This is a genomic window from Sulfitobacter dubius, from assembly GCF_027214245.1.
Classification (GTDB): domain Bacteria; phylum Pseudomonadota; class Alphaproteobacteria; order Rhodobacterales; family Rhodobacteraceae; genus Sulfitobacter; species Sulfitobacter dubius_A.
On sequence record NZ_JAPWHM010000003.1, the window covers coordinates 264387 to 278697 of the forward strand.

16 protein-coding genes are annotated in these 14311 nt (G+C 61.8%); 11 read left to right on the forward strand and 5 right to left on the reverse strand.

From position 1 onward, the window contains the following. Positions 1-134: 134 nt before the first annotated feature. From O4H31_RS08330 to O4H31_RS08340, 3 genes are read left to right on the forward strand one after another with little or no spacing between them, the layout of a single operon-like run. Positions 135-1265: a bifunctional 2-C-methyl-D-erythritol 4-phosphate cytidylyltransferase/2-C-methyl-D-erythritol 2,4-cyclodiphosphate synthase gene (locus O4H31_RS08330; protein WP_269344730.1), complete on the forward strand. Its 1131-nt coding sequence runs from the start codon at positions 135-137 to the stop codon at positions 1263-1265. Further along, a complete protein-coding gene (locus O4H31_RS08335) occupies positions 1262-1753 on the forward strand; it encodes a phosphatidylglycerophosphatase A (RefSeq protein ID WP_269344732.1) in 492 nt (163 codons plus the stop codon). Before O4H31_RS08330 ends, O4H31_RS08335 begins: the two co-directional genes overlap by 4 nt. Then, a complete protein-coding gene (locus tag O4H31_RS08340; RefSeq protein WP_269344734.1) occupies positions 1754-2227 on the forward strand; it encodes a CinA family protein in 474 nt (157 codons plus the stop codon). On the opposite strand, the gene O4H31_RS08345 is transcribed toward O4H31_RS08340, so the two are convergent. Continuing rightward, positions 2224-2676, reverse strand: a complete 453-nt coding sequence (locus O4H31_RS08345) for a type II toxin-antitoxin system RatA family toxin (RefSeq protein ID WP_067630597.1) — start codon at positions 2674-2676, stop codon at positions 2224-2226. The two genes, O4H31_RS08340 and O4H31_RS08345, sit on opposite strands and share 4 nt — an antisense overlap. 68 nt (positions 2677-2744) lie before the next feature. Between O4H31_RS08345 and hpt the strand changes: the two genes are divergently transcribed. From hpt to O4H31_RS08365, 4 genes are all read left to right on the forward strand, one after another. Then, positions 2745-3281: a hypoxanthine phosphoribosyltransferase gene (gene hpt / locus O4H31_RS08350; protein ID WP_093926363.1), complete on the forward strand. Its 537-nt coding sequence runs from the start codon at positions 2745-2747 to the stop codon at positions 3279-3281. After that, entirely contained in the window at positions 3278-3454 is a 177-nt protein-coding gene (locus tag O4H31_RS08355) for a hypothetical protein (protein ID WP_269344738.1), read from the forward strand. The genes hpt and O4H31_RS08355 overlap by 4 nt, the downstream gene beginning before the upstream one ends. Before the next feature lie 93 nt (positions 3455-3547). Beyond that, complete coding sequence (locus O4H31_RS08360) at positions 3548-4027, forward strand: c-type cytochrome (protein WP_269344740.1); 480 nt, start codon at positions 3548-3550, stop codon at positions 4025-4027. 3 nt (positions 4028-4030) lie between these two features. Then, a complete protein-coding gene (locus O4H31_RS08365) occupies positions 4031-4918 on the forward strand; it encodes a c-type cytochrome (RefSeq protein WP_269344741.1) in 888 nt (295 codons plus the stop codon). 22 nt (positions 4919-4940) lie between these two features. Here the strand turns inward: O4H31_RS08365 and lipA are convergent, their stop codons facing one another. Beyond that, entirely contained in the window at positions 4941-5894 is a 954-nt protein-coding gene (gene lipA / locus O4H31_RS08370; protein ID WP_269344744.1) for a lipoyl synthase, read from the reverse strand. A gap of 242 nt (positions 5895-6136) precedes the next feature. On the opposite strand from lipA, the gene O4H31_RS08375 reads away from it, so the two are divergent. Further along, positions 6137-6685 carry a peroxiredoxin gene (locus tag O4H31_RS08375; protein WP_269344746.1) on the forward strand — a complete coding sequence of 183 codons (549 nt, stop codon included), beginning with the start codon at positions 6137-6139 and terminating at the stop codon, positions 6683-6685. Between the two features lie 72 nt (positions 6686-6757). Here O4H31_RS08375 and O4H31_RS08380 read toward each other — a convergent pair whose 3' ends face one another. Further along, on the reverse strand, positions 6758-7675 hold the full coding sequence (locus tag O4H31_RS08380; protein WP_269344749.1) for a hydrogen peroxide-inducible genes activator: 918 nt from the start codon (positions 7673-7675) through the stop codon (positions 6758-6760). A gap of 95 nt (positions 7676-7770) precedes the next feature. Here O4H31_RS08380 and O4H31_RS08385 point away from each other — a divergent pair, with 95 nt between their 5' ends. Beyond that, positions 7771-9267, forward strand: a complete 1497-nt coding sequence (locus tag O4H31_RS08385; RefSeq protein ID WP_269344751.1) for a catalase — start codon at positions 7771-7773, stop codon at positions 9265-9267. A 41-nt stretch (positions 9268-9308) separates the two neighbouring features. On the opposite strand, the gene O4H31_RS08390 is transcribed toward O4H31_RS08385, so the two are convergent. Continuing rightward, entirely contained in the window at positions 9309-10397 is a 1089-nt protein-coding gene (locus O4H31_RS08390) for a DUF6456 domain-containing protein (RefSeq protein ID WP_269345358.1), read from the reverse strand. A 279-nt stretch (positions 10398-10676) separates the two neighbouring features. Between O4H31_RS08390 and O4H31_RS08395 the strand changes: the two genes are divergently transcribed. Next, positions 10677-10973: a DUF6477 family protein gene (locus O4H31_RS08395; protein WP_269344753.1), complete on the forward strand. Its 297-nt coding sequence runs from the start codon at positions 10677-10679 to the stop codon at positions 10971-10973. A gap of 35 nt (positions 10974-11008) precedes the next feature. Here the strand turns inward: O4H31_RS08395 and O4H31_RS08400 are convergent, their stop codons facing one another. After that, positions 11009-12547, reverse strand: a complete 1539-nt coding sequence (locus O4H31_RS08400; RefSeq protein WP_269344755.1) for a trimethylamine methyltransferase family protein — start codon at positions 12545-12547, stop codon at positions 11009-11011. 200 nt (positions 12548-12747) lie between these two features. Between O4H31_RS08400 and guaA the strand changes: the two genes are divergently transcribed. Further along, positions 12748-14310: a glutamine-hydrolyzing GMP synthase gene (gene guaA / locus O4H31_RS08405; RefSeq protein ID WP_269344757.1), complete on the forward strand. Its 1563-nt coding sequence runs from the start codon at positions 12748-12750 to the stop codon at positions 14308-14310. The last annotated feature ends 1 nt before the right edge of the window (position 14311 follow it).

A 14311-nucleotide genomic window follows, 5' to 3' on the forward strand; every position in this document is an offset into this window, starting at 1 on the left:
CCTCAATGAAACTAGCCTGAAAAGCAGCTATGCGCCAAGCAACTGCTTATTTTTTGGGCAGTCACCCCAGATTGCACCCCGCCGCCGCATTGCCTAAACAGGGCCATGTTCACCACGTATTCCAGATTGCCCGCATGAGTATCGCAGCTTTGATCGTTGCCGCAGGACGCGGCAGCCGCGCGGGCGGTCCGCAGCCGAAACAATGGCAGGCGCTAGCGGGCGCGCGTGTGATCGACCATACCCTCGCCGCCTTTCGCGCCCTACCCCAGATCACCGAGATCGTGCTGGTGTTGCATCAAGACGACATGGATCAGGCCGAGGCGTTTGCGGCCCAAGGCGTTACCGTCACCACTGGCGGGGCGGAGCGTGCGGCCTCGGTCCAACGCGGGCTTGGGGCCATTCGGCAAGCAGAGAGGGTGTTGATCCATGACGCCGCGCGGCCCTGCGTTTCGGCCCAGATCATTACTGGCGTGATTGATGCGCTCGACCAGCATCAAGCAGCCGCACCGGGCCTGCCGGTCACCGATGCGCTTTGGCAGGGCGCGGATGGCCACGTCACCGGCACGCAAGACCGCAGCGCCCTCTTCGCCGCGCAGACGCCTCAGGGCTTTGATCTTGCCGCGATCCGCGCGGCCCATGCCGCCTATCACGGCCAAGCGGCGGATGATGTGGAAGTCGCCCGCGCCGCGGGCCTGACCGTTGCCATCACCCAAGGCAGCGCCGATAACCTGAAAATCACCCGGCCCGAGGATTTCGCCCGCGCCGCCCGCATATTGGAGACCCGCATGGACATTCGCACCGGCAACGGATTTGACGTGCACGCCTTCGGCCCCGGAGATCACGTGACCCTCTGCGGCATCGACATCCCACATACCAACGGGCTGGTCGGCCATTCCGACGCCGATGTCGCGCTGCATACCGTCACCGATGCCATCTACGGCGCGCTTGCACGCGGCGACATCGGCCAGCATTTCCCGCCGAGCGATCCGCAATGGAAAGGCGCGCGCAGCGATATTTTCCTGCGCCATGCGGCACAGCTCGCCCGCGATATGGGGTTCACCCTGACCCATGTCGACTGCACGCTCATCTGCGAGACGCCGAAGATCGGCCCCCACGTCGAGCCGATGCGCGCCTCGATGGCCGAGATGCTGGGGATCGAGATCGACCGCGTATCCGTCAAAGCGACAACGAGCGAGCGCCTCGGCTTTACCGGACGCGGCGAAGGCATTGCCTGTATGGCCACAGCAACATTGGTGAAAACATGACCCCAGCTCATCTGATCGCAACGCTTTTGGGCGTTGGCCACATCCGCCCCGCGCCGGGCACTTGGGGGTCGCTCATCGCCCTGCCCTATGCGTGGCTGTTGCATGTGCTGGGCGGCTTTCCCCTGCTGGTGATCGGGATCCTCGTGGCGATCCCTTTGGGCTGGTGGGCCACTGCGCGCTACACGGCGGGCGGGCCGGATCATGACCCCGGAGAGGTCGTGGTCGACGAATTGGTTGGCCAGTGGATCGCGCTTTTGCCACTCTCTTATGCTGCATGGTCGATGCAGTTCCCAATCCTTGCCATGTGGCCCGGTTGGATCGCCGCCTTCGCGCTGTTCCGGCTGTTTGATATCACCAAACCGTTGATCATAGGCTGGGCCGACCGTCAGGGCGGGCCATGGGGCGTGATGCTAGACGATATCTTTGCCGGGATTTTCGCGGCCCTCGGCGTCATGGCGTTGGCCGCGCTTTATCACGGGGTGCTGTGAATGAGCCTTGCCGCGCAACTGCTGGAAAAGGCGCGCGAAACGGGGGCGATGGTCGCCTGTGCAGAGAGTTGCACAGGAGGGATGCTCGCCGCTGCGTTGACCGATCTGCCGGGGTCTTCGGCCCTGCTGGATCGCGGCTTTGTCACTTATACCAATGCGGCGAAAGTGGCGATGCTCGGCGTGTCGGAGGTGACATTGGCGCAATGGGGCGCGGTGTCTGAACAGGTGGCCAAAGAGATGGCCGCGGGTGCGCTGGAGCGGTCAGAGGGGCAGATCGCCGTGTCGATCACCGGCATCGCGGGCCCGGGCGGGTCGGAACATAAGCCCGAAGGCCGCGTCTGTTTTGGCCTTGCCACGTCAGCCGGGGTTCAGACCGAAACGGTGGGGTTCGGCGCGCAGGGCCGCGATGCCGTGCGCTTGGCCGCCCGCGACCACGCGCTCGGCCTCTTGCTGCGAGGCTTCGCGGCGCTTTAGCCTTTGGGGCCGTAAAGCTCTTTCGCACGGTTCTCAAAGGCCCGCACGATCCGCTGCATCGCCTCGTTAAAAACCACGCCGATGACCTTTTGCAGGATCATATTCTTGAATTCGAAATCGACGAAGAAATGCACCTGACAGCCTTCGAGATTATCCTCGAAATGCCAGTTTGATTTCATATACTTGAACGGACCATCCAGATATTCGGTGTCGATCTTCTTGGCCTCGGGCCAGAGCACGACGCGGCTGGTGAACCGCTCGCGGAACACTTTGAAAGAGATCACAAGATCGGCTTCCATCACCCGGTGATCGCCCCGGTCTTCGTCGCTGCGAATACGCGCGGCAGCGGTCCAAGGCAGGAATTCGGGATAGCGGGCCACATCAGCGACAAGATCATACATCTGTTGCGCGCTATAGGGCAGTTGGCGGGTCTCTGAATGGGTGGGCATTGCGTTCCGTTGCGTTGCGGGTTACCCCCTATTTCACTTTTCGACCCCGCAGATTCAAGGGCAAAACCATGGCACAACGGCCTTACGTCATCGATGAAATGATCTCGGCCAAGGCCATCGCGGCCCGGATTGAGACTCTCTGCCGCGAAATTCACGACGAATTTGACGGCACCGACAAACTGGTCGTGGTCGGTCTGCTGCGCGGGTCCTTCGTGTTCATCGCCGATCTGGTGCGCGAATTGGACCTGCCGATCGAGGTCGACTTCCTCGAAGCCTCCAGCTATGGCGACGGCATGGAGAGCAGCCGGGAAGTGCGCATTCTTAAGGACTTGCGCGGTGCCATCGAAGGGCGCGACGTGCTGGTTGTCGAAGATATCGTCGACACGGGCCACACGTTGCATCATGTCACCAACCTGCTCCGCTCGCGCGAACCTGCACGGTTGAAATCTATCGCCCTGCTCGACAAACCCACCCGGCGTGAGGTCGATCTCAAAGCAGACTGGACCGGCTTTGAAATTCCCGATGAATTTGTGGTGGGCTACGGCATCGACTTTGCCCAACGCAACCGCAACCTGCCTTTCATCGGCAAGGTCCGCTTTACGTGATGGACCCACGGTGGCTGATGCGCATGTCCCAATGGGCGCGCAATCCACCGTCCACGAAGCGGGTGATCGTGGTCTTCGCGATCATCGCGGCGGCTTTGGCCATCGGCTTGATCGAATGGCTGGGCTATTGGCCCGACTGGGCCACGGCAGAGCGTATCCCCCGCCGGTTCTAAGCCGAAGCGCGCCGGTTATCCCGCTGATCACGTTTTTGTTTTTTATTGCAAGCCGTGCTCATGTTACGCTGCGACAAGAAAAGGGAGATGACCATGCATTTGACCAAAAGCATTACTGCCATCGGCATCGGCGCCGCGATGATCGCGACCGCTGGATTCGCCGCCAGCCATAGTGAAAAAGCCGCCAGCGACGCCGTCAACGCGCGCCACGCGCAGATGCAACTGATCGCCTATCACACCGGCATTTTGGGCGGGATGGCCAAGGGCGAAATGGAATATGACGCCGAAATGGCAACCGCCGCCGCCACCAACCTTCATGCCGCTGCAGGGTTTAAGCCAGACACACTATGGCTTGAAGGGACAGAGCAAGGGGCTGTCGAAGGGTCCCGTGCTAAGGCTGAAATCTGGAGTGATTCTGAAGGGTTCAGCGACGCCTTCATGGCGCTGGAAACCGCCAGCGCGGATATGATCGCAGCCGCAGGCACCGATCTGGACGCGCTAAAGGCCGGCATGGGTGCTGTGGGCAAAGCCTGTGGTGCCTGTCACGACGACTACCGCGGCCCCAAGAACTGATCCTTGCGCCGTGTAATTCCTGTACTGCTGGGCTGTGCCGTTCTTGGCGCGGCCCTTGGCTGGGTCATTACCCGGCCCGATCCGCTTGAGCCGTCCTACGGCGCGGGGCTGACGCCTGAACCCGAAGCGGGCGCGCTCGTCTTTGCCGCCGGGGGCTGCGTGTCATGTCATGCCGCGCCTGAGGGTGAAGGGGACGAGATGCTGGTTTTGGCCGGTGGCCTGCCCTTCCCCAGCGATTTCGGCACCTTTCATGCGCCCAACATATCACCAGACCCGACCCACGGCATCGGTGAGTGGACCCTGCCAGAGTTTGCCCGCGCCGTAACGCGCGGTGTCTCGCCCGAAGGCCAGCACTACTATCCCGCTTTTCCCTATACCGCATATCAGCATCTCGCCGCGCAGGACGTGGTGAACCTGTTTGCCTATATGCAGACCCTACCTGCCGCAGATATCCCAAGCCTGCCGCATGAGGTGGGTTTTCCCTTCAACATCCGCCGGGGCCTCGGCGCGTGGAAGATGATGTTCTTCAACGAAGATTTTGTGCTGGCCGATGCCTCAGATGCACAGGTCGAACGCGGGCGCTACCTTGTCGAAGGGCTGGCCCATTGCGGCGAATGCCACACGCCACGCGGTGCCTTGGGCGGGCTGGAGCAGGACGCTTGGCTTGCCGGCGCGCCGAACCCCTCGGGCAAGGGGCGCATCCCCGGCATCACGCCCGCACATCTTGAGTGGTCCAAGGCCGATCTGGTGGAATATTTCACCTCCGGCTTCACGCCGGAATGGGACAGCGCGGGCGGAGAGATGGCCGAGGTGGTCAGCAACCTTGCCCAACTTCCCGAGAGCGACCGCGAAGCGATTGCGGCCTACCTCAAGGCCCTGCCCGGCGGTTAACGCCGGGCGCGTCTTCATGGGATTACGCGATACCCAGCTTGCGGTTCCGCGCCTCGCGTAGTCGCGCGAAGTCGTCGCCCGCGTGATAGCTCGACCGGGTCAGCGGCGTGGCGGAGACCATGAGGAAGCCCTTGCCGTAAGCCGCTTTTTCGTAGGAGGAGAACTCCTCTGGCGTGACAAAACGGTCCAGCGCGTGGTGCTTGGGCGTCGGCTGCAGGTATTGGCCAATGGTCAGGAAGTCGATATCGGCAGCGCGCATGTCTTCCATCACCTGAATGACCGATTGCCGGTCTTCGCCCAAGCCCACCATGATGCCCGATTTGGTGAACATCGACGGGTCCAACTCCTTCACCCGCTGAAGCAGGCGGAGGGAGTGGAAGTAACGCGCGCCGGGGCGCACCTCGGGGTAGAGGCCCGGTACGGTTTCAAGATTGTGGTTGAACACATCCGGGCGCGCTTCGACAACCTTTTCAAGGGCTTCGGGGCCGCAACGGATGAAATCCGGTGTTAGAATCTCGATCGTCGTGTCCGGGCTGCGGTGGCGCACGGCGCGGATCGTCTGGGCGAAATGCTCCGCCCCGCCGTCTTCGATATCGTCCCGGTCAACGCTCGTGATGACCACATGGTTCAGCCCCAGTTTGGAGACCGCATCGGCCACGCGGCCCGGCTCGAACACATCCAAATCCTCTGGCGGCTTGCCGGTGGCGATGTTGCAGAAGGTGCAGGCGCGGGTACAAACCTCGCCCATGATCATCATCGTGGCGTGACCTTGAGACCAGCATTCGCCTACGTTGGGGCAGCCCGCCTCTTCGCAGACCGTGGTCAGCTTGTTGTCACGCATGATCCGCGCGGTCTCGGCATAGCCCTTGCCGCCGGGCGCTTTGACCCTGATCCAGCTTGGCTTTTTCGGCTGGGCGTTGTCGGGCTTGCGCGCCTTTTCGGGGTGGCGCTGTTCGGGTATCTTCAGATCGCGCATCGGGGGCCTCTGATCATTGTGTCGCATCCTGTTTATCACAGTCCTTAACCCGATGACCACCTACAGCATGCGCCCCCAAGACAAGGCTGCCATGCACCAGCGGCATCGCCCCCGCGCCTTTATTTAGAGCATTGTTTTCTAAACGGAAAACTACAATGCAGTTGCAGCATTGCGAGAGTTGCTCAGGCTGCCTATATGAGCTACCAAGCCTCAAAGATTCCAATCCGAGAAAGAGAGACGCGATGAAACCCGGTATTCAAGTTCCCAACGTCACCTTCAAGACGCGCGTGCGCGACGAAAGCATCGAAGGCTCCAACCCCTTCCGCTGGGAAGACAAGACCAGCGAAGATTTCTTCAAAGGCAAGCGCGTTGTCCTGTTCTCCCTCCCCGGTGCCTTCACGCCGACATGCAGCACTTACCAGCTGCCCGGTTTTGAGAACAACTTTGCCGCCTTCCAAGAGCATGGCATCGACGCGATCTATTGCCTGTCCGTCAATGACAGCTTTGTCATGAACAAGTGGAAAGAGATGCAGGGCGTCCAGAACATCGACGTGATCCCTGATGGGTCCGGCGAATTCACCCGCCGCATGGGCATGTTGGTGGCCAAAGACAACCTCGGCTTCGGCGCGCGCAGCTGGCGCTATGCGGCCATCGTCAATGACGGTCAGATCGAAGCATGGTTCGAAGAGCCCGGCATCAGCGACAACCACGGCGATGACCCCTACGGCGTGTCCAGCCCCGAGACCGTGCTGGAATACCTCGAAAACCAGAAACAGACCGAAGCGGCCTAAGCCCCTTTCGTGTGATCGGATCGGGCCGTTTGGCCCGATCCCTTTGACCAAGGCCCTCCTAACAGCCCGCTCCTAGTATTTCGCGCGCAGCTGCCGGGTCAGCCCTTCCCCCACCTCTTTCAGCGTTTCGGCCAATTGCGCCGCCCAACCGCTGCCCGGCGTGCCTGCCCGGCGCACGAGCCCGATTTGCCGCGCAGGCTCCGGCGCGCCGAAACGGTGCAGGCGTAGGCCCGGCGCGGCATCGAGCTCGGTCTTGGCGGCGATCTCGGGCATCAAGGTCATGCCAAACCCCGCCTCCACCAGCCGCGACAAGGTCGCGAGGGACGAAGCGCCCGTGTGGATGCCCGCCTGCGTCCTGTCCCGCTGACAAACCTCCAGCGCTTGATCGGTCAGGCAGTGACCGTCTTCCAGCAGCATCAACGGCGTGCGGGCCAGATCGGTCGGACGGACAACATCCGCCCCCGCCATCCGCTCGGCAGAGCCTGCCAGCAAAAAGCGATCTTCGAACAGGGGCATTTCGGCCAGACCAGTTTCGCCTGTCGGCACCGCCATCACCGCCGCATCCAGCGCCCCGGCCCGCAGATCGGCCAGCAGTTGATCGGTCTGCGCCTCGCGCACCTCAACCCGCAGGGAAATATCCTGCGCCCGCAGCGCGGCCAGCACGCCGGGCAACAGATAGGGCGCCACCGTCGGGATCAGCCCAAGGTTCAACGTGCCCGCCAGCCCCACTTGCTCGCGCGCGGTGGCCTCCAACAGTTTGGCGCGGCGCAGGATATCCTCGGCGCGGGTCAGCACCTCGCGGCCCAAGGGCGTAAGGACCGAGGCGCGGCTTTGCCGTTCGATCAACCGCCCCCCCAGCGACTCCTCCAAGGTGCGGATCTGCACGGAAAGCGCAGGCTGAGAGATATTGCTGGCCTCCGCCGCCCGCCCGAAGTTGCCCAAGGTCGCTAATGCGCGGAAATATTCGAGTTGTTTTAAAGTGAAGTTCATAACTTTTACCTATCGCAAATTTACAAAACTGCAATTGGAAATTATGGCTAGCATAGGTCATGTTCCTCCCAGACAATAACCGAGGGGAACCCAAGATGAGCAAGCGTCTCACCACCACCGCCGGCGCACCGATGCCGACCAATGAGACCAGCAAGACCGCGGGCAGCCGTGGCCCGGTGCTGCTGGATGACTACCAACTGATCGAGAAACTGGCTCATCAGAACCGCGAGCGCATCCCCGAGCGGGCCGTTCACGCCAAGGGCTGGGGCGCGGAAGGCACCTTCACCGTCACTCATGACATCAGCGAATATAGCTGTGCAGCGATCTTCTCCGAAGTCGGCAAAACCTGCGAAATCCTGTCGCGTTGGTCCACCGTGGCGGGCGAATTGGGCGCGGCCGATAGTGAGCGTGACGTGCGCGGCTTCTCTGTGAAGTTCTACACCGAGGAAGGCAACTGGGACGTTGTGGGCAACAACACCCCGATCTTCTTTGTCCGCGATGCCTATAAATTCCCGGACTTCATCCGCACCCAAAAGCGTCATCCGCGCACCAACCTGCGCTCGCCCGAGGCGATGTTCGATTTCTGGGCCGCACAGCCCGAGTCGGTGCACCAGGTGACCATCCTGATGTCGGACCGCGGCATTCCGGTGAACCCGATGCACATGCACGGCTACGGCAGCCACACCTATTCGATGTGGAATGCCAAGGGCGAGCGTCACTGGGTGAAGTTCCACTTCCGCTGCCAGCAGGAAATCCGCAACCGCACCAATGAAGACGCGGAAAAGCTGATCGGCTCGACCCGCGAAAACTTCCAAGAGGATCTTTTCAACGCAATCGAAGGCGGCGACTACCCGAAGTGGGAGCTGAACATCCAAGTCATGCCCGAGGCAGAGGCCGAGACCTGTGGCTTCAACCCCTTCGACCTGACCAAGGTTTGGCCGCATGCGGATTACCCGCTGATCCCGGTCGGCATGTTGGAGTTCAACCGCAACCCCGACAACTACTTCCAAAGCATCGAGAACGCCGCCTATTCGCCCTCGAACAAGGTGCCCGGCATCGGCTTCTCGCCCGATAAGATGTTGCAAGCGCGGGTGTTTTCCTATGCGGATGCGCACCGCTACCGTCTTGGCACGCATTACGAGGCCCTGCCCGCCAACGCGCCCAAGGCCGCGCCGATGCATCACTACCACAAGGACGGCTCCATGCGGTTCTTCCCGCAGCAGACCGGCCACCCGGATGCCTACTATGAGCCGAACCAATATGAGGAATCGGCCCGGCCCGACCCGTCGGTGCAAGAGCCTCCGCTGCGCATCTCGGGCGATGCGGATCGCTATGTTCAAGAGGAAACGGATGCCGATTACGTCCAGCCGCGCAAGCTTTATACCGAGGTGTTCGATCAGGCGCAGCGCGACCGTCTGCATGAGAACATGGCCGGTGCCATGGCGCCTTGTTCGCAGCAGGTAAAAGAACGCTGGTATGCAGTGCTTGAGAAAGTGCACCCAGACTATGCCGCCGGTGTGCGTAACGCTTGTGAGAAAGACGAAGTGGCGATTTCGGTGACCGATGAGACGCCGACGAAGGTCGCAGACTAAAACAACCGGGGCGGCAGGATCATCACCCTGCCGCCCTTTCTTTATCCAATCATCGGGCCGCCCGGGCCTACGGTTTCGTCGTAATGCCGTTTCAGCCGCATCAGCGCGATCCGCAGCACGATCTTGCCTGACCGCGCCGACCACCCCAGCCGCTTTTCAGTGGTCTCTAGCCCTTCCAGATAGCAGCAACAGCGCAGCACCACGTCCGACAGGCCGGGGCCGAGTTCGGCCATGGCGTCTGCCACCCGCTTGCGCGCCTCTGCCGCGGCCATGCTGCCCGAGCCGTCACGCCGCCCGCTGGGTTTGGCGCCCGGCGTCAGGAAATGATCCCAATTTTGGGTCACCTCACCGCCCATCTGGGCCAGTTCGAAGTCCTCACGCAGTCTTTCACCGGCATGGACCAGCCCCTCGTTCAGAAAGGGCGCACCGGATTTGTCGCGCCGCCGTGCAAGCGCAGAGAGCGGGCTTTCCGACAGGCAATAGCGGCCTCGGCGCGGGGCGACATCGGCATCCGTGTCCTCTTCCGCCTCGGGGTCGCTGGCCATGCCCAGAAACGCGGTCTGATCTTCGGCAAAGCCATGTGCGCCCGCGCCTTGGTCTTCTATCATCCGCCGCAGCGCAGCCCGCCCTGCGCTGGTGATGCGGTAGCGCGTTACCCGGCCTGCGCTGCCGGGGGCGATCCAATCTTTGAGGGCCATCGCCTGCGCCACGGCGCTGTCCACCACAGCGGTGCGTGCGCCGGGGCCGGTGTCCGTCTCGCGCAGGACGACGGCCTTTTCCATGCCCTCGGCCACGGCGAGGATCGCGCCCGTCTCATGCAGGCGCCGAAGGACCCGCAGCGCCTCGGCGGCGAAAGTGTCTTCGTCAAGAAGGGGGATCGCGGGTTTGGTCATTGTCGCTGTCTTTCCTGCTGGGGGGCCAGCAGTACAATCCAAAGCGCGCCGCACCGCCCCGAGCCTGCGCAGGGCGGCATCCACCAGCGGATCATCGCGCCTTGTCTCGATACGGCGGATTTGGCGCATAATGGTCGAGGCATGGCAGCCAGCTTGGCGTGCCAAGGCCCGGATCGGTGCGCCGGTCTCCGTATGTGCGAGGTAATGCAGGGCTCCGTGCGGCACCCATCCCGGCAGAACGCTCTGTTGGATTTGGTGATGCGCCTTCAATTGACTGCCACTTCCATTTTGGCGGGTCCCCAAGCCGGAGAGTTATCCCCAGAGTTATTCACAACCTATGGATGTTTTGGTTACCCGTTGGTTAAAATTGTCGCATTTGGCAATTATTGTTTCCAAAAGGTAAACAGCACCGGTATGCGCCGTTCGCCGCGAAGCCATGACGCGCAACACCCGGTAAGGTTGTGCCATGCTTCGATGATTCGGGGTGATTCACCCCCCGTTCACCGGAGAGTTGTGATGCAAGATCTACTGACCATGCTGCAAAGACTTCACCGCCCGCGCCTGTTGATGCGCGCCGCCCGTATCGGCGCCGAGGATTACCGGCGCGGCACCCATCTGCAGCGCATATTGGGCTTTGGCATACTGCCGCGCCACGGCACAGCGCTGATCAAACTGATCGAGATCGAGGCCGAGTTGGACACCCAGCGCAAGACGGCAGATGCAAGCTATAGCCTGATCCGGCATGTGGATGTGCTGATCGCCATGGTCGGCGAAGCGCGTTTCCTGAGAGCCGCGCAGAGCCCCAGCGCGTAAGGCCGCGGCGGGGGATCGCCCCCCGCAGTCCTATTTTAGGTAAAGCTATCAGGCTCCGCTGCCTTGCGGGTCGCGACAAAGGCATCAAGCGCCTCGCGAATGGCCGGATCAAGCGCGGGTTGCTGATAATCGGCAAGCATCTTTTCGACCCGCGCGGTGGCAAGGGTCTGCGTATCGCGCGCCCCTTCATCCGACCATGTCTCGAAGGGTTTGTAATCCAGCAGGTCGGATTTCCAAAACGCCTCGCGGAAGTTGTTCTGTGTATGGGCGCAGCCAAGGTAATGCCCCCCCGGCCCGACTTCGCGGATTGCGTCCATGGCCTGCGCGTTCTCGTCCATCTCTACCCCGCGGGCGAGGTGATGCAGTGTGCCCAGTTGATCGGCATCCATGACGAACTTCTCGAAAGAAGACACAAGCCCCCCTTCCAGCCAGCCACAGGCGTGCAGCATGAAGTTCACCCCGGACAGAAGCCCCATGTTCAGACTGTTCGAGGTCTCATAGGCCGCCTGCGCATCGGGCAGTTTCGAGCCGTTGAAAGACCCGGCGCTCCGGTAAGGCAGGTTCAGTCTGCGGGCCAGTTGCCCAGCGCCATAGGTGATATGCGCAGCTTCCGGCGTGCCGAATGTGGGCGCACCACTGTTCATGTCAATGGAGGTCACGAAGGCCCCCATGATGACAGGCGCACCGGGGCGGACAAGCTGGCTATAGGCAATGCCGGCCAGTGTCTCGGCCAAGACCTGCGTCAGTGTCCCGGCCACACTTACCGGCGCCATAGCCCCCCCGACGATAAACGGCGAAATGATGCAGGCCTGATTGTTCTCGGCATAGACCTTGAGCGCGCCCATCATCACATCGTCAAACGTCATCGGCGAGTTGATGTTGATGAGCGAGGTCATCACCGTGTTTTCCTGCACGAAGTCCTTACCGAAAAGGATGCCGCACATATCGACACTGTCCTGCGCCCGCGAAGGTTCGGTCACCGAGCCCATGAAGGGCTTGTCACTGAGCGTCATATGCGCGTGCAGCATATCAAGGTGACGTTTGTTTACCGGGATGTCCGTCGGCTCGCATACCGTCCCCCCCGAGTGATGCAGCCATTTGGACATATAGCCCAGCTTCACGAATTTCTCGAAGTCCGCCATCGTAGCATAACGGCGTCCCCCGGCGGCATCGCGCACGAAGGGCGGGCCATAGACCGGCGCGAGGACGAGGCTCTTGCCCCCTATGACAACATCACGCTCCCGGTTGCGCGCCACTTGGGTAATCGTTGACGGTGCCGTAGAGCACAGCTTGCGGGCCAGCCCCCGTGGGATGCGCACCCGTTCGCCCTGCACATCGGCCCCGGCGTCACGCCACACTGCCCGTGCATCGGGGTTGTCGGGGAAGTTCACGCCGATCTCTTCCAGCACCGTGTCGGCGTTATGCTCGATGATCTGCAACGCTTCTTCGGTCAGCACTTCGAAGTTTGGGATGTTCCGCTCGATATAGCGGGCTGTCTCAAAGGAGACCGCTGTGCGTGCCGCGCGCCGTGCCGCACCTCCGCCGCCGCGTGCCCGTCGTGCTGATTCCGCCATTGTTCTATCCTTCCCGCAACTCTTGGCCCTTTGCCTACCCCATTCCCAAGTGCCCCTTCGCGCGGATAACGCCCTCTAGCGGCAAAAAGCGACATCGCGTGCCGTCCTCGCGCCACTTGCGCGAATTAAACGCGACAGGGCCCCGTCTTCGGCCCGCTAGAGACTTGCCAGAGCGCGCCCACGGGCCTAATCACACCCCCATGACAGATATCACCCATGACCGCCTTCTCATCATCGACTTCGGCAGCCAGGTCACGCAGCTTATCGCGCGTCGCCTGCGGGAGCTGAATGTCTTTTGCGAAATTCACCCGTTCAACACAGTGGACGAAGCTTTCCTCAAGGAATTCGCGCCCAAGGCGGTGATCCTGTCAGGTGGCCCGTCTTCTGTGTTTGCCGAAGGGGCGCCAATGCCGCCGCAGGCTGTGTTTGAACTGGGCGTACCGATCCTTGGCATCTGCTATGGCCAGCAGGTCATGATGCACTGCCTTGGCGGTCATGTGGAGCGTGGTCACGGCACCGCCGAGTTTGGCCGGGCTTTCGTAACCCCCACCGGGCAACAGCTTGAACTGCTCGAAGGCTGGTTCGCCACCGACCGTGAACAGGTCTGGATGAGCCACGGCGATCACGTGAGCAAGATCGCCCCGGGGTTCGAGGTCTACGGCACCTCCCCCAACGCGCCTTTCGCCATTACCGGCGACGTGTCGCGCAACTTCTACGCCGTGCAGTTCCACCCCGAGGTGCACCACACCCCCAACGGCCCGCGCCTTTATGAGAACTTCGTGCGTCTGGCAGGCTTCAAGGGCGACTGGACCATGAGCGCCTACCGTGAGGAAGCCATCGCCGCGATCCGCGAGCAGGTGGGCGACCAGAAGGTGATCTGTGGCCTTTCCGGTGGCGTGGACTCCTCCGTCGCCGCCGTGCTGATCCACGAAGCCATTGGCGATCAGTTGACTTGCGTCTTCGTTGACCACGGGTTGCTGCGCAAGGGTGAGGCCGAAGAGGTCGTCACCATGTTCCGTGACCACTATAACATGCCGCTGATCCATGCTGACGAGCAGGAACTGTTCTTGGGCGAGCTCGACGGTGTCTCGGACCCCGAGACCAAGCGCAAGATTATCGGCAAACTCTTTATTGACGTGTTCCAGAAACACGCAAAAGACGTGGGCGATGCGACCTTCTTGGCCCAAGGCACGCTCTACCCGGATGTGATCGAAAGCGTCAGCTTCTCGGGTGGTCCTTCGGTCACCATCAAAAGCCACCACAATGTCGGCGGCCTGCCCGAAAAGATGGGCCTGAAACTGGTCGAGCCGCTGCGCGAACTCTTCAAGGATGAAGTGCGCGAGCTGGGCCGTGAACTCGGTCTGCCGCCTTCGTTCATTGGCCGCCACCCCTTCCCCGGTCCGGGCCTTGCGATCCGCTGCCCCGGTGAGATCACCCGCGAGAAACTGGCGATCCTGCGCGAGGCCGATGCGGTCTATATCGACCAAATCCGCCGCCACGGTCTCTATGACGATATCTGGCAAGCCTTCGTGGCGATCCTGCCCGTGCGCACCGTGGGCGTGATGGGCGATGGCCGGACCTATGACTTCGCCTGCGCCCTGCGCGCGGTGACCTCTGTAGATGGCATGACGGCGGACTACTACCCGTTCTCCCATGACTTCCTTGGTGAAACCGCCACGCGGATCATCAACGAAGTGCCGGGCATCAACCGCGTCACCTATGACATCACCTCGAAACCTCCGGGCACCATCGAGTGGGAATAAA